This is a genomic window from Deinococcus yavapaiensis KR-236 (assembly GCF_003217515.1).
Lineage (GTDB): Bacteria > Deinococcota > Deinococci > Deinococcales > Deinococcaceae > Deinococcus_A > Deinococcus_A yavapaiensis.
The window spans coordinates 437,964-462,187 of sequence record NZ_QJSX01000001.1 but is presented as its reverse complement, the minus strand read 5'-3'; the positions used below and the strand labels follow the sequence as shown (position 1 = coordinate 462,187).

General features: G+C 64.6%; 22 protein-coding genes. 5 read left to right on the top strand and 17 right to left on the bottom strand.

Translation table 11 applies throughout. From position 1 onward, the window contains the following. The first annotated feature begins 2 nt into the window (after nucleotides 1-2). The gene (gene map / locus DES52_RS02280) at nucleotides 3-767 is read left to right on the top strand and encodes a type I methionyl aminopeptidase (protein ID WP_110885114.1); all 765 of its coding nucleotides are present in this window, start codon (nucleotides 3-5) and stop codon (nucleotides 765-767) included. A gap of 76 nt (nucleotides 768-843) precedes the next feature. Here the strand turns inward: map and DES52_RS02275 are convergent, their stop codons facing one another. The 4 genes from DES52_RS02275 to DES52_RS22465 all read right to left on the bottom strand — a co-directional run bounded on the left by DES52_RS02275 (nucleotide 844) and on the right by DES52_RS22465 (nucleotide 5,838). Next, nucleotides 844-1,944 carry a protease complex subunit PrcB family protein gene (locus DES52_RS02275; protein ID WP_110885113.1) on the bottom strand — a complete coding sequence of 367 codons (1,101 nt, stop codon included), beginning with the start codon at nucleotides 1,942-1,944 and terminating at the stop codon, nucleotides 844-846. A 57-nt stretch (nucleotides 1,945-2,001) separates the two neighbouring features. Next, nucleotides 2,002-3,594: a DNA repair protein RecN gene (locus tag DES52_RS02270; protein ID WP_110885112.1), complete on the bottom strand. Its 1,593-nt coding sequence runs from the start codon at nucleotides 3,592-3,594 to the stop codon at nucleotides 2,002-2,004. A 101-nt stretch (nucleotides 3,595-3,695) separates the two neighbouring features. Next, on the bottom strand, nucleotides 3,696-5,645 hold the full coding sequence (locus DES52_RS02265) for a PRC-barrel domain-containing protein (RefSeq protein ID WP_110885111.1): 1,950 nt from the start codon (nucleotides 5,643-5,645) through the stop codon (nucleotides 3,696-3,698). 13 nt (nucleotides 5,646-5,658) lie between these two features. Continuing rightward, entirely contained in the window at nucleotides 5,659-5,838 is a 180-nt protein-coding gene (locus DES52_RS22465; RefSeq protein ID WP_146237165.1) for a hypothetical protein, read from the bottom strand. Between the two features lie 183 nt (nucleotides 5,839-6,021). Between DES52_RS22465 and DES52_RS02260 the strand changes: the two genes are divergently transcribed. From DES52_RS02260 to DES52_RS02250, 3 genes are all read left to right on the top strand, one after another. Next, nucleotides 6,022-6,276, top strand: a complete 255-nt coding sequence (locus tag DES52_RS02260; protein WP_110885110.1) for a hypothetical protein — start codon at nucleotides 6,022-6,024, stop codon at nucleotides 6,274-6,276. Between the two features lie 75 nt (nucleotides 6,277-6,351). Beyond that, nucleotides 6,352-6,786 (top strand): YbjN domain-containing protein, encoded by a 435-nt coding sequence (locus tag DES52_RS02255; RefSeq protein ID WP_110885109.1) that lies wholly within the window; start codon nucleotides 6,352-6,354, stop codon nucleotides 6,784-6,786. A gap of 139 nt (nucleotides 6,787-6,925) precedes the next feature. Next, nucleotides 6,926-7,237, top strand: coding sequence for a hypothetical protein (locus tag DES52_RS02250; protein ID WP_110885108.1), 312 nt, complete (start codon nucleotides 6,926-6,928; stop codon nucleotides 7,235-7,237). A gap of 11 nt (nucleotides 7,238-7,248) precedes the next feature. Here the strand turns inward: DES52_RS02250 and DES52_RS02245 are convergent, their stop codons facing one another. The 11 genes from DES52_RS02245 to recG form a co-directional block, all read right to left on the bottom strand. Then, on the bottom strand, nucleotides 7,249-8,004 hold the full coding sequence (locus tag DES52_RS02245; protein WP_110885107.1) for a response regulator: 756 nt from the start codon (nucleotides 8,002-8,004) through the stop codon (nucleotides 7,249-7,251). A gap of 23 nt (nucleotides 8,005-8,027) precedes the next feature. Next, a complete protein-coding gene (locus DES52_RS02240) occupies nucleotides 8,028-8,699 on the bottom strand; it encodes a response regulator (protein ID WP_146237164.1) in 672 nt (223 codons plus the stop codon). 25 nt (nucleotides 8,700-8,724) lie between these two features. Further along, nucleotides 8,725-11,517, bottom strand: coding sequence for a hybrid sensor histidine kinase/response regulator (locus tag DES52_RS02235; protein WP_146237163.1), 2,793 nt, complete (start codon nucleotides 11,515-11,517; stop codon nucleotides 8,725-8,727). A gap of 37 nt (nucleotides 11,518-11,554) precedes the next feature. Continuing rightward, the gene (locus tag DES52_RS02230) at nucleotides 11,555-13,819 is read right to left on the bottom strand and encodes a methyl-accepting chemotaxis protein (protein ID WP_110885104.1); all 2,265 of its coding nucleotides are present in this window, start codon (nucleotides 13,817-13,819) and stop codon (nucleotides 11,555-11,557) included. A gap of 123 nt (nucleotides 13,820-13,942) precedes the next feature. Then, nucleotides 13,943-14,365, bottom strand: a complete 423-nt coding sequence (locus tag DES52_RS02225) for a chemotaxis protein CheW (RefSeq protein ID WP_110885103.1) — start codon at nucleotides 14,363-14,365, stop codon at nucleotides 13,943-13,945. Then, nucleotides 14,366-14,743, bottom strand: coding sequence for a response regulator (locus DES52_RS02220; protein ID WP_110885102.1), 378 nt, complete (start codon nucleotides 14,741-14,743; stop codon nucleotides 14,366-14,368). It abuts the gene before it with no gap. Nucleotides 14,744-14,802: 59 nt separating this feature from the next. Continuing rightward, nucleotides 14,803-15,579, bottom strand: a complete 777-nt coding sequence (locus DES52_RS02215) for an MHYT domain-containing protein (RefSeq protein WP_110885101.1) — start codon at nucleotides 15,577-15,579, stop codon at nucleotides 14,803-14,805. Between the two features lie 195 nt (nucleotides 15,580-15,774). Further along, nucleotides 15,775-16,635, bottom strand: a complete 861-nt coding sequence (locus tag DES52_RS02210) for an SDR family oxidoreductase (protein WP_211317841.1) — start codon at nucleotides 16,633-16,635, stop codon at nucleotides 15,775-15,777. 222 nt (nucleotides 16,636-16,857) lie between these two features. Continuing rightward, entirely contained in the window at nucleotides 16,858-18,165 is a 1,308-nt protein-coding gene (locus DES52_RS02205; RefSeq protein ID WP_110885100.1) for a S41 family peptidase, read from the bottom strand. Between the two features lie 22 nt (nucleotides 18,166-18,187). After that, the gene (locus tag DES52_RS02200) at nucleotides 18,188-18,718 is read right to left on the bottom strand and encodes a GNAT family N-acetyltransferase (RefSeq protein WP_110885099.1); all 531 of its coding nucleotides are present in this window, start codon (nucleotides 18,716-18,718) and stop codon (nucleotides 18,188-18,190) included. After that, nucleotides 18,718-21,051 carry an ATP-dependent DNA helicase RecG gene (recG, locus tag DES52_RS02195; protein ID WP_110885098.1) on the bottom strand — a complete coding sequence of 778 codons (2,334 nt, stop codon included), beginning with the start codon at nucleotides 21,049-21,051 and terminating at the stop codon, nucleotides 18,718-18,720. Before recG ends, DES52_RS02200 begins: the two co-directional genes overlap by 1 nt. Before the next feature lie 95 nt (nucleotides 21,052-21,146). Here recG and cax point away from each other — a divergent pair, with 95 nt between their 5' ends. Further along, nucleotides 21,147-22,214: a calcium/proton exchanger gene (cax, locus tag DES52_RS02190; protein WP_110885097.1), complete on the top strand. Its 1,068-nt coding sequence runs from the start codon at nucleotides 21,147-21,149 to the stop codon at nucleotides 22,212-22,214. Nucleotides 22,215-22,274: 60 nt separating this feature from the next. Here the strand turns inward: cax and cdd are convergent, their stop codons facing one another. Beyond that, nucleotides 22,275-22,709, bottom strand: coding sequence for a cytidine deaminase (cdd, locus tag DES52_RS02185; protein ID WP_110885096.1), 435 nt, complete (start codon nucleotides 22,707-22,709; stop codon nucleotides 22,275-22,277). Further along, entirely contained in the window at nucleotides 22,684-24,039 is a 1,356-nt protein-coding gene (locus tag DES52_RS02180) for a hemolysin family protein (RefSeq protein ID WP_110885095.1), read from the bottom strand. The genes cdd and DES52_RS02180 overlap by 26 nt, the downstream gene beginning before the upstream one ends. Between the last annotated feature and the right edge of the window lie 185 nt (nucleotides 24,040-24,224).

The following is a 24,224-nucleotide window of genomic DNA, read 5'->3' as shown; positions in this document are numbered from 1 at the left end:
GTATGACTCGCGTCGCCCTCAAGAACCCCAAGGAAATCGAGGCGCTTCGTAAAGCGAACGCGCTCGTCGCGCAGACGTTCGTGGTCCTCGAGCCTTACGTCAAGCCTGGCGTCACCCTCGTCGAACTCGACCGACTCGCCGAGGAGTTCATTCGCTCGCACGGGGCCGAACCCGCGTACAAGGGCTACGCGCCGCACGGCCACACTCCTTTTCCCGGCACCATCTGCGCGTCGGTGAACGAGGTCATCTGCCACGGCATTCCCGACGGCCGTCGACTTCGCGAAGGTGACATCATCGGCGTCGATATCGGCGTGAAGCTGGGCGGTTTCTACGGTGACGCCTGCTACACGTACACGGTCGGCAACGTCCGCCCCGATGTTCGCAAGCTCGTCGACACGACCCGCGACTGCCTCAACGCCGCGCTCGAGACCGTCAAGGCCGGATCGCGTCTCGGTGACATCGGGCACGCCATTCAAAGCACCGCCGAACCGCGTGGATTCAGCGTGGTGCGCGAATACACCGGGCACGGCGTCGGACGTCGTCTGCACGAAGAACCGACGGTGCTGCATTACGGCAAGCCCGGCACCGGCCTCAAGCTGCAAGCGGGCATGGTGTTCACGGTCGAGCCGATGATCAACCTCGGCAAGCCCGACACGCGCCTTCTGGGCGACGGCTGGACGGTCGTGACCGCCGACGGCAAGCCCAGCGCCCAATTTGAGCACACCATCGTCGTGACTCCCGCTGGCTGCGAAATCCTGAGCGCGTAATTCGAACGGGCGGTCGCTCCTCGCGAACCGCCCGTTCATGTCCGAGCGAGAACCTCCCGCTCGGCGAAGTCGATGTTCAGTTGCTTTGGGCCAGCACGGTGCCGTTCGTGTCCTGCACGACCACGCGGTCGAACAGACCGCTGGCCCGCACCAAGAGGAACGGACTGGTGATGACTTGCGAGGTGATGGCGCCGGGACCCGGGGCGGTGACGCGCACCGTCACGGTGAGGGTGCTGCCGCTCGCGCGCGCCGAGACGAGGCTGACGCCGTACCCTCCGGTCGGCCTTTGCCCCAAGAAGAACGTGACGATCGTTTCTCGGGCGAAGTCGACGCTCGGCAAGTTCGGCGGGTTCGTTTGATTGCCGAAGGCCACGGCGAGGCGCGCCGCCAAGTCGGTGGCGGTGCGCGACACGAAGACGCTGGCGTTCGGGCTGGAGAAGATGCTGTTGGCGCCTCGGGTGTACTCGGTCACGGTCACACTCGGATTCGAATTGGAAGGAGCGGCGGGCGTCGGCGCGATGGCGGTCGCGAGGCCCGGTTGCACGAAGAGGCCGGTGCGCAGGTAGGTGCGCGGTGCTGGCGACACGTCGAGCGGGCGGTCGGGCAGCGTGCTGATCGGCAGGACGGCGACCGCGAGCGGCCCTTGACTCAAAAGCGAGCTCGACAACGCGTCCGCCTCGGCGTTCGTGAGACTGCCGGCGCCGCGCAGCGTTCCGACGTTGGCGGGCACGCGGCTCACGACGCTTCCGGCGACGAGACGGTCGGAAAGCTTGAACCACGTTCGGCCGTCCGTGAAGAACACGGCGTCGACGTTCGTTCCGACCTGCACGCTGTAGTTGTCTCCGATGAAGTCTTTCGTGACGGTCACGGCGCGGTTGACGGCCGTGGTGGGCGCGCGAAACGTCGCGCGCCCACCAACGCTCAGCGTGCCCGTCACGGCGAGCGCGTCGCTGACTTGCGGGCGCAGCGTGACGTCGCTGCCGCCGAGCTTCACGTTCGTCGAGCCGCTCGCCGCGCCTGTCGTGGCGGGCAGGTCGCCGTACACCCAGCCGATGCGCTCCTGAACGCCGCCGTACAGAAGTACCTCGTGCACCTCGAAGTTGTTGGGTCCCGTCATGGTGCAGCCCGACAACAGGGCGGCTCCCAAGCTCAGGACGCCGATCGCTCGCTTGTTCATGACGCTCATCTTACGGGCGGGAACTGACGGGCGACTGAACGTCTTCTTCACGCTCCCTCAGCGCGGGGCCGTCAACAGTTCACGTGCGTGCTGACGCGCCGCCGAGGAGTCCGAGCCCGAGAGCATTCGCGCGATCTCCGCTTCGCGCTCGTCGTCGACGAGTTCGCGAACACGTGTGACCGTGCGCCCGCCCTCGACGTGCTTTTCGACTTTGTAATGATGATTCGCCCGCGCGGCGATCTGAGCGAGGTGCGTCACCACGAGCACTTGACGCTGCTCGGCGAGGGCGGCGAGCTGCGCCGCGACCGCGTTGGCGGCGCTTCCCCCGATTCCGGCGTCCACCTCGTCGAACACCACGGTCGGCGTGTCCGCTCCGAGCACGGTGCTCACGGCGAGCATCACCCGGGACAACTCACCGCCCGACGCGACGTCGGCGAGGTGGCCGAGTTGCTCGCCCGGGTTGGCGCTGAACATCAACTCGACGTTCTCGACGCCGTGCGAAGCAGGCTCGTCGAGCGGCGCGAGGGCGAACGAGAGACGCGCGTGCGGCATCCCGAGCTCGCGAACGACTGCCAGCAGCTTGGAAGCGAGCGTCGGCGCGATCTTCGCGCGCGCTTTCGAGAGGGCCTCTCCGCGCTTCCGGACGTCGCGCAAACGCGCCTCGACTTCCGCGTCGAGGCTTCCCGCGTCGCGCTCGTCTCGGCGCAACTCGGTGAGTTGCGCCGAGACCTCGTCTCGGTACTTCAAGACGTCTTCGAGGGTCGGGCCGTACTTCGTGCGCAGCTTCGACAAGGCGGCGAGGCGACTTTCGATGCGGGCGAGCTCTTCGGGATCGGGCGCGCTGTCTTCGGCGACGGACGCCAGCTCTCCGGCCACGGCCTTGAGGGCTTCGCGCGCGGCTTTGACTTCCTCCAAGAGTTGTGCGACGTTCGCGTCGTACTTCGCGCTTTGCGTCATGGCGCGCACGGCGTCCGTCACGAGGGACACCGCGTTGACGTCCGCCTCGCTCAAGAGCTCCAGTGCGCCCGCCGCTCCCGTCGCGATCGTCTCGAGGTTCGAGAGGCGGGCGAGTTCGGCGTTCAGCGGATCCTCCTCGCCGACGACCGGGGTGACCGCGTCGATTTCCTGAAGTTGGTACTCCAGAAGGTCGAGTTGCCGCGCCCGTTCTCGCTCGTTCGCTCGGAGACGGTCCAGCCGTGACCGCGCGTCCGTCCAGGCCTTGAACGCCTCCTTGTACGCCTCGACTTCGCTTCCGGCGAGCGTACGGTCGAGCATCGCGCGCTGGTGGGCGGGGGAGAGCAGGGTCTGCGCCGAGTGCTGCCAGTGGATGGTGAGGCGCTCGGAGGTCCAAGCGGCAAGTTCCTTGAGGCTCACGACCTCGCCTTCGAGGCGCGTCGTGGACCGCCCGGCGGACGTGACACGCCTCGAAGCGCTCTCGTCGTTCCAAAAACCTGTCACGAGCAAGTCCTCGGTGCCGCTTCGAACGAGGTCCGCGTTCGTTCTCGTGCCCATCAACAAGCCGAGGGCGTCCACGATGATGCTCTTCCCGGCGCCCGTCTCGCCCGTGAAGGCGCAAAACCCGTCCCCGAGGTCGAGGTCGAGCGATTCGATGGTGGCGAGACGGCGCACTTCCAGCCGATTGAGGCGCATTACTTACAAGTATAGCTCGAACCTGAAATTCGTCCGAAAGCCACCGCTCGACTCGAAAAGCCCTCCTTCCTCGAACGGGAAGGAGGGCTCGAAGGGGAAGCTCAGACCCGACGGGGCGTGCCGTCGTCGTTGAGCCGCACGGGTTCGTCGTGTTCGACTTGAAGCGCCGCGGTACCCGTGGCATGCGGGCGAACGTCTTCGGGCGTGAGGGGAGCGGTATCGGTGCTGACGGAGTCGAGCAGGATGTCGAGGACACTGCCCGTCCTCGCCATCTCGACGGCTTTGTGCGTGACGATCTCGCCGACGTTGAGAATGATGTTGTCCGACGGATCGAGGATGACCCGCGTCACGGGGCGCCCCAGGGCGTTGTTAATTCGGCGCTGCTCGTTGGCTTCTTGCGCTTGCTCGGCGCGCTCGTTGATCCACTCCTTGGCGCGGTCGATGAGGCTCGACGCGCCTTCGCTGACACGCTGCGTTCCTTCGGCAAGGCGGTCGGAGACGGTCGCGGTCGTGCCCGCCGTGCCGCCGCGTGTCGCGGCGATCAATTCGGCTTCGCGTCCGTGCGCCCGGGCGTCTTGCAGCACGGCGGGCGTGACGATTTGGCCTTGCGCGGCGAGCAGGATGCCGGCGGGTCCGTACACGTCGGTCACGACGCGGCGCCCCACGACTCCGTCGGTCGCGGTCGTCGCCGTGCTCGTCGCCGCGCCGTCCGAGACGACTCGCGCGCGGAGGTTGTCGACGGCTCCCGAAAGGTGGGCGCTCACGGTGTCGAGCCCGCTGGCGAGGTTGTCGCGGACATTCTCGGCGCCCGTAGCGAGCGAACCGACGGTCACGGCCGCGAGCAGCGTGCCGACGGCAGCGTGCTGTTCGGCGCGCGCCACGTCGAACTCGTTGATGACGGCGCCCCGCCCGACGATGAGGGTGCCGTCGCTGGCGATGACTTCGCGCTCGGCCGTCCTGCCGATCAGGAATTCTCGTTGCCGCTCGGCGCTCGCCGTTCCGAGATTCTCGCGCAGATCGTCGAAGCGTTCTCCGGCAGAGCTGACGCCCTGTTGTACCAAGCCGCCGCCCGCGGCGGCGAGCAGGCGCGGCAAGGCGCCCTTCTGCTCGGCGAGGTCGACCATCTCCGGCATGATCTCGTCACCCTTCGTGACGATGATGGTGCCGTCGGGAGCGGTGACGTCGTCTCCGGCGACCTTGCCGGTCACGAAGTCCTTCTGGCGTTCCTTCGAGGCGGTCGACAAGTCCTCGTAGCGCTCTTGCACGCGGTCACGAGCGTTTTGGAACGTCTCTTGCAAGGCGCCGCCGCCCGCCGCGAGGAACAAGGCGTTCAAAGCGCCCTTCTCGTCGGCGAATTGCGCGGTTTCCTCCGTGATGGGCTCGCCTGCCGCGACGATGAGCTCGCCGTCGGGCGCCGTCACTTCTCGCGCGGCGAGCTTGCCGACCACGAAGGTTCGTTGGCGCTCTTTCGTCGCGGCGGCGGCGTTCTGATACGTGCTCTGCAAGCTTTGGCCTGCCGAGTTGAACGCGCCTTGAAGTCCGCCCGGCTCGGCTTCCTCCATGGCGAGCGCCGTTTCGGGCGGCACCATGGCGACGTCCGAGCCGAAGGTGATGGTTTCCGGTGCGGGCACGAACGAGCGGCCCGAGGAGAGGTCGGCGAAGAGCCCGCCCGTCACGTCGTACCCCACGACCTTGCCGCTGATCTCGTCGAAGTACAAGTCGGCGAGGCGCCCCAGGTTTTTGCCGTCGGTGGTCATGAGGGTGGTGCCGAGCAATTTGGCGTCGTCGTTGAGGATGTCGGGCACGCGCTCGAGGTCGGTGGCGGACACGACTTGTTCGGGCGAGCCGATGACGATGGCGTCCTCGCCGAACGAACGAACGGCGCTGAGGGGTACGACGCGCGCTGCGCGGAACCAACCGCCCTCGTCGACGAGCAAGGCGAGGAGTTCGTTGGAGCGTTGATCGAACACGAGGTCTTGGACGTTGGCGACGCGTTCACCCGTTTCGAGGGTGACGATCGGCTTGCCGATGATGTCTTTGCCTTTTCGCATGTCGAGCCACCAATCAAAAACCGAGGTCGAGAAGGTTGTTGGGTTTCAAGTAGAAGAAATAAAGTAGTAAGAACAGAATGAGTAGGATCAATACGGTGATCGCGATGCTGGTTCCGGTGTTGTTCCCTTTGCCTTTGAGCCTCGCCATGCGCGCCTCCTTGCAGAGCTGATCCCCGCGCGGCGCGCGGGTCAAGCTTCATTGTAGGAAGGAGGCATTGCGTTTTTCTCGCGGCAGGAGCGTTGTTTGCTTGAGCTTGCCTTAGCTTGACGTTGCCTGGAACTTGAAGTCGGAGCAATCACTTTGTTTGTACAACATGAGAAGCGACTCTAGAAACACTTAATAGGTTCTGCTAGGGTGGTGCGAAGGAGAGGACTGATGGAAGTCGAAATGTTCAACACTCTGCTCGGCCCGTTGTTGTTTGCGATGATCGCGGGCATTTACGGCTACACGGCTCGGCCCGACAAGCGGGAACCCTTGCTGCTCGCCTTGACCGCGTTGCTGGTAATGAGCGGCGCGATTTCGTATCTTTATCCGTCAACGGACTTGTTCATCCTCGTGATGTCGTACGCCATGCTGGTGTGCGCGCTTCTGACCTTGAACTTCCGCCGTCCTGTCGCGAGCTTGCAGTAAGATCGCGGCGCGGTCCGTGAGAGCTACGTCAGCTTCTCTTATACATTCCCTTAAGACGAGTTCTAAAATGAGGTCATGATGGAGCGCACGCTCAACCCGCTGGTGCAACAATATACGGATTTCTTGGCGCAAGCGGGCTACGAGCCCAGCGTCGACGCCGAGGGAGACGTGTACTTCAAGATTCAAGGCGGCCACTACTTCCTGCGCGTCAGTGAAAAAGACCCGCTGTCCTTCATCCTGCTGTACCCGAACTTCTACGCTGCCAAGACCGAGGCGGACCGCCGCCGCGCGCTCGAAGCCGCTTCCGAAGTCAACACCAAGACGAAAGCCGTCAAGGTCTTCGTCGCGGGCGGCGATACTCAAGCGACCGTGGAAATTCTGTTGGCACGCGAAGGCGACTTCAAGGACGTGTTTCCCCGCGCCCTCGAACTGCTGCAAGCGGGCGTGGGCCGCTTCCGTGAAATCGTGCGCGAACGTGCCGCGTGGCCTCAATCTTGTATGAAGGCCTGAGCGAGGCGAAAAATAACCACTTCAAGGGTGACGTGCGCTGTGCACGTCACCCTCGTGCTTTATGAAAGCGTGACCTAAGCGCGAATGCCTATCAGCTTCATGAAGGGCCCCGCTCATGCTCGGCGGTTAGAGTGACATCATGTTGCACGGCCATACGCTCGAACGCCTGCGTGGAACGCTGCCCAAAGTCGCGCGTCGTTACACCGCCGCCGACTCGCGCGGGTGGCAGGCAGTCGCGAGCGTCCTGCGCGAAGGCGGCTGGGCTTACCTGGCCCGGCCCGAGGACGGAACGCTCGAGCGCGCGATCGTGCTGATGGTCTTCGAGAACGAAGCCGAGTTGTTCGAGGACTTGCCCGACGGCTTGCTGCTCGCCGCCGTCAAAGACGATGGCGGCGAGCTCGTCCTCATCGAGCCCGCCGCGCCACTTGAATGGTCCTACGCGCCGAATTGATCGGCGTGCAGTCAGTTCAGCGACAAGGCCGCCTCGAATTGAGGTCGCTGCGTCTTCACGACGTACTTGGCGACGTTCGAAGCGCCCGCGTCCTTCAAGACGACCAGCAAGGTGTGGCGCGCCGTGAGGGGCGCGACGAGGAGTGAGCGCTTGCCGTACTCCAACAAGGCGCCGCTCCACTCCTCTTCCAAATGCGTGCCGACCACCGAGAGGGCCGACGCGAAGAAGCGAACGTACTGGCACAGCGTGTCCTCGTCGGGCAGAGGATCGCCGCGACGAGCGAGCGCCTTGCCGTCGCTCGTCACGAGGGCGCTCACAATGCCCTGCTTCGAGAGAAGCGCGTCGAGCAAGCCGTCGCTCGGCAGGCTCGGCGCAGCGGCGGGCGCGTCGTGCTCGTCGGGCCTGCCCGCGAGGGCGGTCTGCACGACGGGCAGCAGATCTTCGGCGCGAAAAGGCTTTTTGACGAGCTGAACCGCCCCGACGCTCGTCGCTTGCGCGCGCTCCTCGTCGCTGACGATGCCCGAGATCAGCACGACGGGCGTTTGCGCGTGCAAAGGATCCGTCTTGATGTGCTCGCACAACTCGAAGCCACTGATACCCGGCATGAGCACGTCCGCGATGACGAGGTCCACCTTCGCTTCTCCGAGAGCGGCGAGTGCCGCCTCGCCCGAATCGGCCATGCGAACGGTGTAGGACAAGGGCTTGAGGATGATTTCCAGCGCCTTGCGGACGCTGAGGCTGTCGTCCACGACGAGAACTTGTTTCATTGACACTCCTGGAGAAGATGAATTCAGTCGACGGGGAGTCGCAGCACGTCACTCGGCGCCGCACGGCCCAGCAACACCGGGGTGGGAGTGGTGATCGACCGGGGAACGGCCGGAGTTCCGGCCGTGAAGGTGTAATCGGCGTTCACGAGGTTCATGAGGCCGCCGTGCAAAGCTGTGATGGCCGCTTCTCCCTGCAGCAGACCGTAGCGGGCGTGCACGATCTGTCCGCTTTGCAGCCAGACGCGTGAATCGCTCGATTCGACCGTCACGCGCAACTCGCCGCTGCGCCGCCCTTGGTTGAGCGCGCGCAGCACACCCATCCAACCCAACGTCTCGAACGAGCCGGACACTTCCTGCACGCCCAAAGGATTGAAGTCGAGGATCAGGCGAAGTTCGCGGAGAATGTCCGAAGGCGTGGCGTCGGCGGACACGGCGAGATCTCGAAGGCCGAAGCTCGAAAGCTCCTCACTGCCGACCAGCAAGAACACCAGCGACGAGTACTGGGGTTCGCTGCGAACGATGTCGAGCATTTCCATGCCCGTCATGTCCTGCAACTGCGCGTCGCACACGATCGCGTCCGGCACCGTCCGCTCGAGTTGCGTCAACGCTTCGAGCGCGCTTTGCGCTTCACGCACATCCACGCCGACGAGGCGAAGATGCTCGGCAAGGCGAGCTCGACGTGCGTTGTTCGACATGATCAGCAGCAGAGCGCCACCACCCTCACGCCCGAATCCCGGCACTCGTGAGGTCGGCGAGGCGGCGTAACAAGCGTGCCTCGTCGATGGGTTTGCTGAAGTAATCCGTCGCGCCAAGCGACTTCGCGAGCGTTTGGTGCTTGTCACCGGCGCGCGTCGTCATGACGACGATCGGCAGATGCGCGGTCGTCGGGCGACGCCGCACCTCTTCGATGAGTTCGAAGCCGTTGACGCGCGGCATCTCGAGGTCCGTGAGCACGGCCGAGAAGTCCGAGTCGACGCGCAGCAAGTCGAGCGCTTCCGCGCCGTCCCCGGCGGTCTTCACGGCGTAGCCTGCCCGCGACAGCATGCTCGACACGACGCGCCGCACGCTGACCGAGTCGTCGACGAGCAACACGCGCTTGGCACTGGCTCGCACGGAGACTTTCGGAAGCCCCGTCGAAACGGCCCCTCCCGAAAGCTGCTCCACGCCGAGCGGATCGAACAGCAGCACGACGTTGCCCGCGCGATCGAGGGCGCCGCCCGCGAGATACCCGACGTCTCCCAGCAGGGCGCCAGGTTGTCGCACCGCCAATTCCTCCAAGCCTACAAACCCGTCGACCACGACGGCGGACTTGCGTCCTCCAGACTCCACCACGATCACCTTCAAGGCCTCCTCTTGAGGAGGAGTGTAGCCGAGGAGGTCTGCCAAGCGATAGAGGCGGAGACGTTCACCCGCGAGGTCGATCTGCTCGCCCGCGTCCGTGACGAGGACCGAACCGACGGGCACCTCGTTCAAAGCGCGAACCATGCCCGTCGGGAAGCCGCCGAGCAAGTCCCCGACGGTGAAGACAAGCGCGTCCGTGATCTGCTGAGTGAGTGGCACGCGCAACGTGAAGGTGGTGCCGACGCCGCGCACCGACCGTACGAGCACCTGTCCGCCGAGACGGCGAACGGCTTCCGAGACGACGTCCATCCCGACGCCGCGCCCCGCCTCCGACGTCACTTCCGAAGACGTCGAAAGGCCGGGCAGGAAGATCAAAGAGGTCAATTCGTCGTCCGACATGGCGTTCAGCTGCGCGTCGTTCACGCGGCCGCGCGCCTTTTCACGCACGGTCGCGAGGTCGATCCCCGCTCCGTCGTCGCTGAACTCCACGTCCAAGAAGGCGCCTCGCGCTTCCGCGCGCACGAGGAGTTGCCCTTCGCGGGGCTTGCCGAGGGCTTCGCGCACCGCCGCAGGCTCGACGCCGTGGGCGAGCGCATTGTTGGCGAGGTGCAACAGCGGCGCCGTGAGGGCCTCCAGCACCACCGTATCGACTTCGACGTTCTCGCCTTGCACGTCCAGCTTCAAGATGTCGGCGCCGCGCGTGCGCGCCCAGCGCTTCAAACGCGCCGCCGCTCCCGAGAATGGAACGCGTCGAGCGCGCGACACGTCCGTTCGTACCGAGCGCGCCAACTTGCCGAGCGACTCGCTTTCCTCTCGCAGCACCGAGAGCCTCGTCGTGAAGCTCTGCTGCAATTCCGCGAGGTCGGCCGACATCTCGGATACCGCCCGCGCGACGACGTTGAGGTCGCCGTACGAGTCGAATTCCAACTCGTCGAACAGCTCGCTCACGGTCGCCGTGACGCTCGACGCGGGTCGGAGCGCCTCAGCGGTCGGCTCGGCCGTCGCGTCCGTGGTCTCGGGCGAGCCCGCCGCCTGAAGGTGGGGGTGAAGGTACTTTTCTTCGAATTCAAGAACCGTGCGCGAGAGGCGCTCGGTACTCGCCGCGAGCAGTCGTTCCAAGTCGGCGAATTGCTCGAGTTGGTAATCGAGGCGAGAGCGCCTCACGATGAGTTCCCCGACCGACCGCATCAAGTCGTCGAGCTTGCGCGTCGACACGCGCACGGTCGACGACGCGTCGGCTCCGCGAGCGGCGGACGGGGCAGGAGCGGGCTCGGGCGTGGCGGTCGCCTCCGGGACGATGTTCGCCGAGTCGTCCTCCTCGCCGCGCAGGGCGAGCAGCTTGCGGCGCGTGTGGCGATGAACGCGCGTGAGGTCTGTCTCCTCGCCTTCCGCGACGAGCAGCATGCGCTCGGCCAGATCGATGCCTTCGGCGAGCACGAGGGCCGCGCCGCCTTGCAGATCGAGACGCCCTTCACGCGCGGCGCCCAAGACGTCTTCGAGCAGGTGCCCGAGGTCGCCGAGCGGCGTGCAGCCCACCATGTACGACGAGCCCTTGAGGGTGTGCGCGGAACGGAACAGGCCCGTGAGATCCTCGCCGCGACGTGCGCCTTGATCGAGGATCGACCGCATCAGCTCGATGTGCTCGCGAGCCTCGGGAGCGAAGTACGTCCAGATTTCCGCGTTCTTGCGGGCGAAGGACGTGAGCTGTTCGCTCAAGTTCTGCTGACGCCCGTCCGCTCCGTCCACCGTCTTTCGAACGAACGCTTTGGGCGCGCTCGACAACAGTTGTTGCAGCAAGGCCGTGCCGCCGAGCTCGGCGAACGTGAGTCCGAGCTCGCCTTCGCCTTCTTGGGCGCTCACGCGTTCCAACGCGCCGCGCAAGCACACCGCGAGGCGCTCCAGAAAGGCGATGAGCCCTTCGCGTCCTTCCTCGTCGAGCCTGGGGCGTAGTTCTAGCAGACGCTCGGCGAGCTCTGCCAGGCGCGACATCTGCGGATAGCCGTACAAAGCGGTCGTACCCTTGATGCGGTGCGCGATGACGGCGAGGTCGTGCAGCGACGTCTCGTCGTAACGCTCGCGCAGCGCTGCTACGAGGCGTTCGAAGCTTGCCAGCGTTTCCCACGAGTCGAGCAAAAAACTCTCGAACAAGTCGCCGGACATTGCTTGATCCACGTTCGCCTCCTTTCCGGTGTCTTACGATGCGGCGTGCTCACGACGACAAGCGGAAGCGCTCGAGTTGTCCGTTGAGATCTTCGGCGAGCAGACGCAGACGCTCGGCGGCCTCGCGGCCTGCCTGCACGCTGAGACGCGAGCTTTCGGCGATCTGCGCGATCGCGCCGGCCGATTCGCCCACTTTTTCCACGCCGCGCACCTGTGCCTGCGTCCCTTCCGAGATGATGCGGGCGAGGTCCGCCGAGCGCTGAGCGAGACGTCCGATTTCGGACAGGCGCTCACCGGCGGTGCTGGCTACGCGGTAGCCTGCTTCCACCTCGCGCGTTCCGTCTTCCACCGACACGACCACTTCCTGCACTTCCGCTTGAACGTTCTTGATGAGCGTCGCGATGCGGTTCGTGGCGAGCGCGGAGTTTTCGGCGAGCTTGCGGACTTCGTCGGCGACGACCGCGAAGCGGGCGCCCGCCTCGCCCGCGCCTGCCGCTTCGATGGCGGCGTTCAGCGCGAGCAGGTTCGTTTGACTGGAGATGCGCGAGATGGTATCGACGATTTCTTGAATTTCGAGCGAGCGGTCGCCGAGGCCCTTGATGCGCTTGGCGATGCCTTGCACTTCGCGGCGGATGTTCTGCATGCCGCCCAGCGTTTCCTGCACCGCCTGCTGTCCTTGCTGAGACGCTTGAAGTGCCGCCGTCGCCGTGCTCGCCGACGCCTGCGCGCTTTCGGCCATGTGGCGAATGTTCGTCGTCACTTCCGACACCCGCTCGTTCACGCGCACCGTCTGCTGCGCGGTGACTTCCGCGCCGCGCACGATCTCGTCGGTGGTTTCGAGCATCGAGCCCGCCCCGACGTTCACCGCTTCCGACGCTCGCTGCACTTGCTTGAGAACGCCCTCGAGCTCCTCGACCATCAAGTTGATCGAGTCGACGACGTTGCCCAGCACGTCCTCCGTGACGCGTCCGCGCTTCGTGAAGTTACCTTCGGCGATCTCCATCGTGACGTCGAGGAACTCGCTGATGTTCGCTTGCAGCTTCAACGCTTCCTCACGGTCGGAGGCGTTCTTGTGCTCGACTTCGCGCAACTGCGCGACGGCGTCGTTGAAGGTCCCGGCGACGACGCCGATCTCGTCGTTCGACCGCACGGGAATGCGCAGATTGAGGTTGCCGCGACCGAGCGCGCGCGCCGCGCCTGCCAATTGTCCGAGCGGCTGAGAAATGGCGCGCGAAATCGCGATGAGCATCGCGAAGGCGGCGAGCAACACGGCGGTCACGCCCAACAAGGTGACGAGGCGCTGACGTTCGAGCGCCATGGAACGATCGGTCAACTCGTTCGTGAGCGCCGACTGGGCCGAGCGCATAAGGGCGAGCGAAGCTTGCGCGGAGCTCTGGGAAGTCTTGTCGAAGCTGGCGCGGTTCACGTTGCCGCCACCGACGAGCTCACGAATGCCTTGCAAGAAGGGCTGCGCTTTGTTCCGCGCCTCGTCCGCCGTCTTGCCGAGCGTGGTCTTCAAGTAAGGCGTCGCCGCCGTGGCCACTTGCACGCTTTCCATCGTCTGGCCGAGGAGTTCTTCGGCCGCCGACGCTTGGGTGGACAAGTTGATGCGATCTTCGAGCGTGAACTTCCCGCCGCTTGCCAGGACGGTATCGGCGAGCAATTGCAGCGACGAGCTTTGCTGACGCAGCAAGGGCAGCTTGTTCACGACGATGTCCATCGTGTAGCGCGACGCGATCGAGGGGTCGAGGGTGAGGTTCGATCGGTCGGCGACGGCGCGCGTAAGCTTGGAAAGTTGTTGGCTGTCGAACGCGGCGTGCGCTCCGGCCACGTCGCGAGAAGAGAGCAAGATGGCCGACTGGCGCAGCGCGCTCCAGTTGAGCTCGAGCTCTTCCAAGTCGTTCGTGACGCCGAGACGCGGAAAGCGGTCGCTGAGCGCTTTGAGCGCCTTGATGTTGGCGTCGACGCTCGCCGCCGCGCGCTCGAGATCCTGATCGGCGTTCGCCACGCCGTTCTTGACTCCGACGGCCGCCACCGCGTGCTGCCAAGCGGCCGTGCGAACGCCTTCGAGAGGCGTCAAAAATTGCACGCCATTGAGTTCCTGGCGCGTGAACGTGATGTTGGCTTGCTGCTGCGCGACGAGGGCCGTGAGCAGCGCCGAGATCGGAACGCCGAACGAGAGGGCGATGAGAACGAGCTTTTGACCGACGCGCAAGTTGCCGAGCCACGAACCGCGTCGCGCCGCCTTCATACGCGGCCGCTTCGGCGCGCCGGGCAGCGTAGCTCCTACCAATTGATCCACGTGTGAATCCATGACGTCCTCCGGAAAAGTGCCGATCAGTGCCTATTGATCGGTGAGTGTAGATCGAAGAGTGGACATCTCGAACCACGATGGGGAATCGAGCGACCCCCTCGTTTCATTCGGGAAGTGAGTGTGTCAAACGAGCGAAATGCGCTCGCTCAACGCCGTCAGAGCTTCGTCGAGCGAGAGGGCCTCGACGACCCTCTCGCCGACCTCCACGGGCGGCGCGGTCAGCGCACCGTGCGCGGGAACGACGTTGGCGAAGCCGAAGACGTCCTCCACGGGAAAGGCGAAGCGCTCTCCGCGGGTCTCGACGACGACCGCTTGCCGACCCACGAACTCCGGCGTCGCCGAGCCGAGCAGGCGCGCGAGGTCCACGAGGGGCACGATGTCACCGCGAACGGCGATCAATCCCAGCAGCATCTCGGACGAGCGCGGCACCGGCGTCACGTGCTCGACGAGGGCCGCGCCGCGCGTCGAACGCGCTTCGAGCGCGACATCACGTCCACCGACGCGCACGAGCAAAGCGCGGGACGACGACGTCGCGCTCGTCTCCACTCAACTCACCGCCTTCGAACTCAGCACCTTGGAAATCGTTTCGAGAACTTGCGCGGCCGTGTACGGCTTCGTGACGTACTCGCTCGCGCCTTGCCGCAGGCCCCAACGCACGTCCGTATCGGTCGACTTCGAGCTCACGAGAATGACGGGGACGTCTTTCGTGACGGCGTTGCGCTTGATGCCCCGAAGAACCTCGTACCCGTTTCGCGTGGGCATGACGATGTCCAGCAAGACGAGGTCGGGCGTCTGAGACGCGATCTGCTCTTCGGCTCCCACGGGATTCGAGAGCGTCGTCACCGTGTGGGAATCTCCCACGAGAATGCTCTCCATGAGCTTGAGGTCGGCGTTCGAGTCGTCAACAACTACGATTTTGGCCATAAGTAACTCCAGCGCGGAAGGAATCGGGCGAAGGACGGGGGAGGCGAGCAAACGGACAATCAGTCGAAGCTTTCGAGCGCTTCTTGCGCGCCCGAGTCCATGAGCAGCATGACGACGGCGAGTCCCATGAGCATGAAGGTGATGATCAACACGACGAGGCCGAGCAAGGACGTGTCCGCGCCGCCGAACGTAGCGAGCGCCGCGTCCGCCGAGGGAGCGAACTGCACGGCGGCCATGCCGGTGTAGTGCATCCCGACGATTGCGATGCCCATGACGAGTCCCGCGACGACTTTGAGCCCGAACAAGACGTTGCGGCCACGATCGAGCGCCCACTTTCCGGTGACTTGCGAGAACAAGAACAAGGCGACGCACGAGGCCGAGACGGCGATCAGCACCGAGAGCGCGAGCGGAACGAACGAGTACGTTCTGGCAGCCGACACGTGCATGGCGGCCATGCCGACGTAGTGCATCAAGACAATGCCCGCTCCGGAGATGGCGCCCGCCGTGAGCAACCTGCGAGCGCTCATCTTCCCGCCGTTCATCACGAAGATGGCGGCGATGAGGAAGACGACGGCGACCAAACCGGAGACCACCGTGAGCGGCGTGTCGTAGGAGACCGACGTGGGCATTTCGAAGGCGAGCATTCCGACGAAATGCATCGACCAGATTCCATATCCGAGAAAGAAGCCTTGCGCGACAAGCCAGAAGTTGCGGCTCGTCTCGATGGTCTTGCCCGCGCGCGACGCGAGTTCGAGCGACATGTACGCTGCGAACGCGGCAATGATGTACGACAACGCAATGTACGTCCAGTTCCAGGTGTGTGCCATGTGTTCCATGCGTTCCTCCCGTGGTCGGCGATATCGAGCGGCGCGACGGCTTCGACGTCGCGTGTTCTTCGCCTCATGTACCTAATAGGAAGCTAACATTTCAATTCTGACAATCGAATTACAAAATTGCCCGAGGGGGAACCGCGGCGTCTTCCCACGCCACCATTCCCCCTCGCCGATTGTTCGCGTTCGGTTTTTGTCGGCTCAGACGCTCGTCATCGCTTCGCTCACGTCCCAAAGACGCCGCGCGCTTTGGTCGTCGAGCGCTCGCGGGGCGGGCACGGCCTCGCGTTCCTTCTCGAAGTACTTGCCGCTCACGCCATGCACGGTCGGGCTTGCGCACAAGTACACGCTCGTTCGCGCGCCTTCCTCGGCGGTGATCGCGAAGCGGGTCATGAGGCGCAACAAGCGTCCGCTCAAGCTCGACTCGCTACCGCCGCCGAACCCGGTACGAACGAAGCCCGGATGCAGTGCGTTTGAAGTCATGCCCGTACCCGCCGTGCGCCTCGCGAGCTCTCGGGCGAACAAGATGTTGGCGAGCTTGCTTTGACCGTACGCTCCCCACGCCGAGTAACGGCGGCGAAACTCGATGTCGTCCCAGTGAAGGCGCCCGAAGCGGTGCGCGTCCGACGAGACCGTCACGACGCGCGCGTCGCCCGCCCGCTCCAGCAGTGGCAGCAGACGGGTCGTCAGCACGAAGGGCGCGAGGTGGTTCAGGGCCCACGTACGCTCGATGCCGTCCCTCGTTTCCGCGCGTCGTTGAAAGAAGGCGCCCGCGTTGTTCAACAAGACGTCGAGGCGATCGAAGCGCGTTGAGAACGTGTCGGCGAGCAGGCGCACCTCGCTCAGAATCTCCAAGTCGGCTTTCATCGTCTCGACGTCTCGGCCCGTCTCGGCCTTGATCACGCGAGCGCTATCACCGAGCTTCGCCTCGCTTCGCCCGACGATGACGACGTGGGCGTCCATGCGCGCGAGCTCTCGAGCCGCGACGAGGCCGATGCCGTTCGTGCCGCCCGTGACGAGCGCGATTTTTCCATTCAAATCCGAACGCGCGAATGAAGTCATGCCGAACAAGATACGACGCCCGCTCGGTTGAAACATGGCCCGAAGGCAAGCGCTTCTTGGGTGGGCCGTGAAAGCATGAAGGCGTGAACGTGGCAGCGGCATAAAAAGGGAGTTCGCCTAATTAGGCGAACTCCCTGCGCATGGACTTCACTCGGCCCGCATTCCTCTTGCGCTTGACATCACTGTGGCACGAGAGGTGTCACACGAACATGACAACTGACTTTACTTGGCTCCACGAACGCTTGAGAGCACCTTCAGAGCTTCCGTCACGACCGGATCCTCGTTCGGCGACATGATCGCGGAGACGGGAAGGTCGACGTCCGGATCGATTCCCTTTTCACCGACGCGTACCCCGTTCGGCAAGTAGAAGTCCGTTTGCGTGATGTAGGCGCGCGCGCCGAGGGGCAACGGGAAGCCGAGAGTCGTTCCGATGATGTTGTACGTGCGCTGGCCCAGCACCTTCGCGTCGAGACGGTAACGCAGCACCGCCGTCGTGATCTCGGCCATGCTCGCCGTGTTGTTGCTCGTCAAAATCACGAGCGGCACTTGGCTCAAGGTGGTTCGCAGCGGATTGGTGAGGGCCAGGTACGGCTGGGAGCGGCCCGCTCGGTCACGCCACTCGCCGAACACGCCGTTGGCGAACGCGCTCAGGAAACGCTGCCCTTCCGAGATGAGCCCTCCACTGTTGGCGCGCAAGTCCAGCACGAGGCCCTTCACGGGCCCCTTGGCGAGTTCGGAGCGCAGCAAGGTCAGCGCGTCGTTCGCCGATCCCTGGTAGCTGAAGGTATTGAGCTGCAGATAGACGACGCCTTCGTCCGACTTCAGGCGCGTTGCCGCCGGAGCGGGATTGGAGTTGACGCTTGCGCGCACGACTTGCACTTGCCGCGTGCTTCCGCTCGGCGAGCGCAGCGTCAAGGTGACGGTGGTGCCCGCTTCACCGCGCACCTGCGGCACGGTCGGGCACGCTTTTCCGTCCACGGCCACGATGACTTCCCCGGCGCGCACGCCCGACTTCTCGGCGGGCGTGCCCGGCATCACGAACGAGATGAGCAAGTTGTTGTCCTCGGACTTGCCGATCTGGACACCGATGCCGCCGTACGTGTTGCGGTTTTGCAGCCCTTCGTCGTCCTCGCGCGCTTCCTGCGGCGAGAGGAAGTAGAAGTGCGCGTCATCGATGATGGAGACGAGCGAGCGGATCTCGTTGTAGAACGCCGCGTCCGTCGTGGCTGCGAGCGCCTTGACACGCGCGTCCGCCGAGAGTTTGGTCCAGTCCTTGCCGCCGAACTTCGGATCGATGTAGTACTTTTGCGCCGTGCTCACGAACGCGTCGAACAAGTTCACGCGTTGCTCTTGCGTGAGGGTTCGGGCGTTCGCGTTCGCGTCGGCGGTCGTTCCCACAGCGTACGGATCAGGGCACGTCGGCGCGGTCGTGGTGACAGGCGCCGTCGACGGCGCTTGCGCGCTTTGAGTCGCGAAGGTGGTGGACGCGGCGAGGGCGAGGGACAGCAAGACGAGCGTTCGGCGAAGCATGACAATAATTTAGCGAACGTGCCTATGAATCGGATGACACCGAAGCGGACGACTCGGCTTTCGCGTCTTCCAGAAGAAGCTGAAGAAACACGAGGTCCAGCCAGCGTCCGAACTTTCGCCCGATTTCACGAAAGTGCGCGACGCGCTTGAACCCGAGGGCTTCGTGAAAGCGTAAGCTCGCCTCGTTGTGCGCGTCCACACCCGCGATCATGACGTGCCGCCCTTCGCTTCGCGCCCGCTCGATCAACGCCCGAAGCAACTCCGTGCCGATGCCGCCGCCTCGCCTCGCGGCCTTCACGTACACGCTGTGCTCGACGGTGAAGCGGTAGCCGGGCTTGGCGCGAAACGGTCCGTACGTGCCCCACCCGATGACGTCGCCATCTTCGATCGCCACGAGGATCGGCCAGTCGTGCCCGGTCTTCTCGTCGAACCACGCGAGGCGGTCTTCGAGCGACACCGGCGCGAGGTCGTACGAAGCCGTCGAGTTCACGACCGCGTCGTTGTAGATTTCCAAGATGGCGGGGACGTCCTCGCGCGTCGCGAGCCTGAGCATCAAATCACCTCCCGGTACGCGACTTGCGATGCCCGCTGAGACAGCTCTTCACGTAGGGCCGTGAGCCTCGGATGCGAGAGGGTCGGGTCGCTTTTCAAGATGGTCTTGGCGAGGTCGCGCGCTCGCTCGATGATCTCGACGTCGCTCACGATGTCACCGAGCTTGAGGTCCGGAATGCCGCTTTGCCGCGTGCCGCGCAGCTCGCCCGGTCCGCGCAACTTGAGGTCCGCCTCGGCGATCACGAAGCCGTCCGTGGAGTTCTCGATGACTTTGAGGCGCTGGCGCGTCTTCTTGGAGTGTTCGCCCGCCACGAGGACGCAGTAGCTTTTGTGCGATCCGCGCCCGACACGTCCGCGAAGTTGGTGCAGTTGGCTCAGCCCGAAGCGCTCGGCGTTCTCGATCACCATCACGGTGGCGTTCGGAACGTCCACGCCGACTTCGATGACGGTCGTAGATACGAGGACGTCGAATTCGTGCGCTCGAAAACGCGCCATGACGTCGTCCTTCTCGGTGGCGCTCATCTTTCCGTGCAGCAGCGTCACGCGCGCTTCGGGCAAGAGCTCGCGCAAGTTGTCGTAGAGCTGTGTCGCGGCGAGCAACTCCAGCTTCTCGTTCTCCTCGATGAGGGCGGTCACGACGTACGCTTGCCGCCCCTCGCGCACCTGGCTCATGACGAAGCCGTACGCGGCGCGCCGCTGGGTGTCTTGAAGGAGCTTCGTCTCGATGGGCGTGCGGCCGGGCGGCAACTCGTCGATGATCGACAGCTCGAGATCGCCGTACGCGGTGAGGGCCAGGGAACGCGGAATGGGGGTCGCGCTCATCACCAAGACGTCCGGGCGATCTTGCAGCAACTTGCGGCGTTGCTGTACGCCGAAGCGGTGCTCCTCGTCCACGACGGCGAGCCCCAGGTTGTGAAAGCTCACGCCTTCTTGAATGAGTGCCTGCGTGCCCACGACGACGTCGAGCTCGCCCGTCTCCAAGGCCTTCACGACGTCCGCCTTCTGCTTGGCGGTCATCGCGCCGATCAACAGTCCGACGCGCACGCCGAGCGGATACAGGTACGTCGTGAGGCTCGCGAAGTGTTGCCGCGCCAAGATCTCCGTCGGAGCCATCAGCGCTCCTTGATACGAGTCGCGCGTCGCGAGGTACAGCGCGCATGCCGCCACGGCCGTCTTGCCGCTTCCCACGTCGCCTTGCACGAGGCGCGCCATTTGCCGCTCGCCGCGCATGTCGTCCGCGATTTCGAGCAGAACGCGTCGCTGGGCGTTCGTGAAGCGAAACGGCAAGGACGCTTCGAACGTGGCGATGTCCTCGTTCGTCGCCGAGATGCGCTTGCCGAGCAGCACCCCGTCCTCTCCTTGCAGCAGCATGCGAAGCTCCAAGAAGAGGTACTCGTCGAAACGCAAGCGCTCCAACGCCCGCGCGAGATGAAACTCGTCGGTCGGGAAGTGCATGCCCGCGAGCGCGTCCGGCAAGTCCGTGAGGCCGACCTTCTGCCGCGTCGTGATCGGCAGGTAGTCCGAGAGGTCCGTCTCGGTGAGGACTTTGTGCGCCACCTTGCGCAAGAACGCCTGCGACGTGCCTTCCTTGGCGTCGTACACGCCCACGATGCGTCCGATCGAGAGGCTGTCCTTGACGTCGTCCTCGCTTTCGAAGTACTCCACGCCAAGCTGCACGGATCGCCCGAACTTCTTCACGCGTCCCGTCACGACGAGCCGCGCGCCTTCCCTGAGTTGACGCTCCACCCACGGCTGCCCGAACCACGAGCAGCGCACCCGGTTGTTCCACTCGTCGAGCAGCACCGCCTCCAGAATCAGCATTCCGGGCTTCGGCGTGCGGCGCGACTTGGAGACGACGACGCCCGCGACGGTGAGCTTCTGGCCTTCCTCGACTTCTTCCAAGTTCGGCAAGGCGCGGCGGTCCTCGTGACGTCGAGGATAGTGATGCAGCACGTCCCGCAACGTTCGCAAGCCCAGGGCGTGCAACTTCTTCGCGCCGCCCGGCCCGAGGTCGAGCTTCGCGACTTCCAGACTCGGCGGCAGCTTTCCGCCCACCTCGATCGTCACGCTCTTGGTGGGGGAGACGGACGCCGCCTTCTTCGCCGCGCCGCCCTCCGTCAGCAAGGCGAGCGCCTCCCGCAACTTTTCCTCTCGCGTCGGCAAGTTCATGTCCGCGTAGCCGCGCAGCATCTCGCGCACGTTGGGAAAGGGCCGCGCCAGGTTTTCGAGGAGCTTTTCCACGCCGCCCGCCACGACGCGATTCTGGCATCCCGTCAGAAGCTCGCGTTCCAAGGGGCGCCGCAACTTGTCGCGCAGTTCCTGCACCGTCGCCATCGCGCCCGAGTATAGCCGATACGCTCTCAGCGTATCCCGAGGCAGGTCAAGATCGAAGGAAGGCCGGGCGCTTCACGACCGCTTACACTCTTCGCATGTTCCTGAACTTGTTGCTGATCTTCGTGCCGATCGCGTTCTTCTTGGAGTTCACGAACGCGAACGGCACCCTGATCTTCGCCGCGTCCGCCCTCGCCATCCTGCCGCTCGCCGGATGGATGGGCCGCGCCACCGAGGAACTCGCCGCGCGCGCGGGCAGCACCATCGGTGGGCTGCTGAACGCGACGTTCGGCAACGCCACCGAGCTCATCATCGCCTTCTTCGCGTTGCAAGCCGGAAAGATCGAGGTGGTGAAGGCCAGCATCATCGGCTCTATTCTCGGCAACTTGCTGCTGGTGATGGGCCTCGCCGTGTTCCTGGGCGGCTTGAAGTTCCGAACGCAGCGCTTCAACATCCAGTCGGCGGGCCTCGTGACCTCCATGCTGACCCTCAGCGTCATCGCCTTGCTCGTCCCGACCGTGTTCGACCTCGCGGCTCGGCAAACGGAGGCGGCGGGCCTCGTCGAGCGCCTCGACGTCAACCTCTCGGACGCCACGGCGGTCGTGCTGATCTTGCTGTACGTTGCCAACATCGTCTTCTCGCTCGTCACGCACAAAGACGTGCTGTCCACCGCCGACGAGGAAGGCGAAGAGCACGGCCCCAACTGGAGCGTGCTCCGCGCGGTCGGTGTGCTGCTCGGCGCGACGATCCTCGTGGGGTTCATGTCGGAGTTCCTCGTCGGAAGCCTCGAAGTCGCCACGCGCTCCTTCGGCCTTTCGGAGTTCTTCGTGGGCCTCATCCTCATTCCGATCATCGGCAACGCCGCCGAGCACGCCGCCGCCGTCCTGTTCGCGCTACGCAACAAGATGGACCTCGCCATGACGATCGCGCTGGGCTCCACCGTGCAAGTCGCCCTGCTCGTCGCGCCCCTGCTCGTTCTCGCGTCCTTGCTGATCGGCAGTCCCATGAGCCTCGTCGTGAGCCCCATCGAAATGGTCGCCGTGTTTGCCGCCGTCATCATCGCCAACTCGGTCGTTCGCGACGGCGAGACGAACTGGCTCGAAGGCGCCCTGCTGCTCGGCGTGTACGTCCTCATCGGATCGGCGGTGTTCTTCTACCCGGCTTGAATCCCCAAAAGAGAAGAGAAGCGCCCGCCGAACGAAGTGGGCGCTTCTCTTCTTCTCTGCTTAGGATTCGAGCCGAAAGCCGTACGGCAAGAAGTCCTTCACTTGACCGGTGATCGTCTCTCCAAGGTGGTTGACGCACACGAGGCGCGCTTCCGGCGAGAATTCGAAGAGAATCTGGCGACACGCGCCGCACGGACTGGCAGGCGGGGACGCCTCGGTGTACACGACGATCTCCGTGAATTCTCGCTCGCCCGAGGAGGCCATGGCTTGCACGGCGCTTTGCTCGGCGCATCGCGCCAAGCCGTACGAGGCGTTCTCGATGTTGGCGCCGAAGAACACTTGGCCCGTCGTCGTGCGCAAGGCGGCGCCGACATTGAAGTGGCTGTACGGCGTGTAGGCCTTGAGGCGAGTGGCTTTGGCAAGGTCGAGCAACGTCTCGTCGACGGGGACGTTCGAGTTGGGCGTTGAATCAAGTTCGGGCTTCGAGGTTGACACTCGCGCCTCCTTCCAGCGTGGGCAGCGAGCTTCCTTTGAGGGCCCGCACGAGCGTGACGCGCCGCTGATCGGCCGCCTCCACGATGAAGGTCCAATCGGAGTGCTCGAAACGCTCGCCCACGTTCGGAATATAGCCGAAGTGCTCTGTCACGAAGCCCGCGACCGTTTCGAATTCCGCCGCTTCCTCCAGTCCGTCGAGTTCCACGCCGAGCGCTTCCTCGGCGTCGCCGATGCTGAGGGTCGCGTCGAGGACGAACTCGCCTTCTCGCACGATTTGCACCCCGTTCTCCTCGACTTCGTCCGTCTCGTCGTAGATTTCGCCCACGATTTCTTCGAGAACGTCTTCGAGCGTCACGAGACCCGCCGTGCCGCCGAACTCGTCTACGATGACCGCGAGGTGCGTCTTGCGCTCGCGCAAGGTCTTGAGCAGGTCCGAGACGCGCATGCCTTCGGGCGCGAAGTACGTCGGGCGGGCGATGCTGCCGACGGTCACGTCGTCGAGGCGGTCGATGTACTTCAGAACGTCTTGCGTGTGCACCACGCCGATCACGTTGTCGGGCGAATCCTGGTACACGGGCACGCGAGAGTAGCCGTGCTCGTCGTTGACGTGCAAGAAGGCGCGCAGCGTGCAACCCGCGTCGATCGTGATCATGTCCACGCGGGGGGTCATGATGGTGCGAAGTGCGGTGTCGCTGAGGTCGAGGGCGTTGTAGACGAGCTCTTTCTCGTCGTCTTCGAGCACGCCCTCTTGGCTCGACGCCGAGACGATCATGCGAATCTCTTCTTCCGAGTGCGCCGTGTGATGTCCCGCGACAGGCTTGAAGCCGAACAGGCGCAGCACTCCGGCTCCCAATTTGTTGAGACCGAGAATCACGAGGCGGAAGACCGCCGTGAATACGACGAGGGCGGGCGTGAAGCGAAGCGCGACTTGCTCGGAACGCTGAAGCGCCGCCGACTTGGGGAAGAGTTCGCCGAACACGACGTGCAAAATCGTCGTGAGCACGAGCGCGAACGCGATGGACACGGTGATCGCGTACGACGCCGGAATCCCCATCGCTTGGAACAGCGGGAGCGTGAGGTGCTCGATGGCCGGTTCGGCCACGAAGCCCAGCGCGATCGACGCGATGCTCACGCCCAGTTGTACGGACGCGATGTACAAGTCGAGGTTCTCGAGCACGTGTTGCACGCGCCGAGCGCCGCGATTGCCCTCGAGAGCAAGCTGATCGATGCGTGTGCGACGAACGCTCACGAGCGCGTACTCCGTCGCCACGAAAAAGCCGTTGAGCAGCACCAGGATCACGAGTGCCGCCAGGCCGAGGTAGTCGTTCATTTGTGGGGCGCGCTCCTCCGCGCCACGCCACGCTCGCCACGATGCTCACGAGCGGCGTTCGGAGTGAACGCGACCACCGCGTTCACGACACGCCCAAAAGCAAACATCCGCCACGCGGCGGAAAGGGCGCGCGAGCCAAAACTGGGAGGCTCTTCCATGTCCGAGGAGTGTACCACGAACGGGTC

What these genes read in the sequence shown, in the direction of transcription:
- map (WP_110885114.1), top strand. Translation starts at nt 3, where the DNA reads ATGACTCGCGTCGCCCTCAAGAACCCCAAGGAAATCGAGGCGCTTCGT.
- DES52_RS02275 (WP_110885113.1), bottom strand. Translation starts at nt 1,944, where the DNA reads ATGAACAAGCGAGCGATCGGCGTCCTGAGCTTGGGAGCCGCCCTGTTG.
- DES52_RS02270 (WP_110885112.1), bottom strand. Translation starts at nt 3,594, where the DNA reads ATGCGCCTCAATCGGCTGGAAGTGCGCCGTCTCGCCACCATCGAATCG.
- DES52_RS02265 (WP_110885111.1), bottom strand. Translation starts at nt 5,645, where the DNA reads ATGCGAAAAGGCAAAGACATCATCGGCAAGCCGATCGTCACCCTCGAA.
- DES52_RS02260 (WP_110885110.1), top strand. Translation starts at nt 6,022, where the DNA reads ATGGAAGTCGAAATGTTCAACACTCTGCTCGGCCCGTTGTTGTTTGCG.
- DES52_RS02255 (WP_110885109.1), top strand. Translation starts at nt 6,352, where the DNA reads ATGATGGAGCGCACGCTCAACCCGCTGGTGCAACAATATACGGATTTC.
- DES52_RS02250 (WP_110885108.1), top strand. Translation starts at nt 6,926, where the DNA reads ATGTTGCACGGCCATACGCTCGAACGCCTGCGTGGAACGCTGCCCAAA.
- DES52_RS02245 (WP_110885107.1), bottom strand. Translation starts at nt 8,004, where the DNA reads ATGAAACAAGTTCTCGTCGTGGACGACAGCCTCAGCGTCCGCAAGGCG.
- DES52_RS02240 (WP_146237164.1), bottom strand. Translation starts at nt 8,699, where the DNA reads ATGTCGAACAACGCACGTCGAGCTCGCCTTGCCGAGCATCTTCGCCTC.
- DES52_RS02230 (WP_110885104.1), bottom strand. Translation starts at nt 13,819, where the DNA reads ATGGATTCACACGTGGATCAATTGGTAGGAGCTACGCTGCCCGGCGCG.
- DES52_RS02220 (WP_110885102.1), bottom strand. Translation starts at nt 14,743, where the DNA reads ATGGCCAAAATCGTAGTTGTTGACGACTCGAACGCCGACCTCAAGCTC.
- DES52_RS02215 (WP_110885101.1), bottom strand. Translation starts at nt 15,579, where the DNA reads ATGGAACACATGGCACACACCTGGAACTGGACGTACATTGCGTTGTCG.
- DES52_RS02210 (WP_211317841.1), bottom strand. Translation starts at nt 16,635, where the DNA reads ATGACTTCATTCGCGCGTTCGGATTTGAATGGAAAAATCGCGCTCGTC.
- DES52_RS02205 (WP_110885100.1), bottom strand. Translation starts at nt 18,165, where the DNA reads ATGCTTCGCCGAACGCTCGTCTTGCTGTCCCTCGCCCTCGCCGCGTCC.
- DES52_RS02200 (WP_110885099.1), bottom strand. Translation starts at nt 18,718, where the DNA reads ATGCTCAGGCTCGCGACGCGCGAGGACGTCCCCGCCATCTTGGAAATC.
- recG (WP_110885098.1), bottom strand. Translation starts at nt 21,051, where the DNA reads ATGGCGACGGTGCAGGAACTGCGCGACAAGTTGCGGCGCCCCTTGGAA.
- cax (WP_110885097.1), top strand. Translation starts at nt 21,147, where the DNA reads ATGTTCCTGAACTTGTTGCTGATCTTCGTGCCGATCGCGTTCTTCTTG.
- DES52_RS02180 (WP_110885095.1), bottom strand. Translation starts at nt 24,039, where the DNA reads ATGAACGACTACCTCGGCCTGGCGGCACTCGTGATCCTGGTGCTGCTC.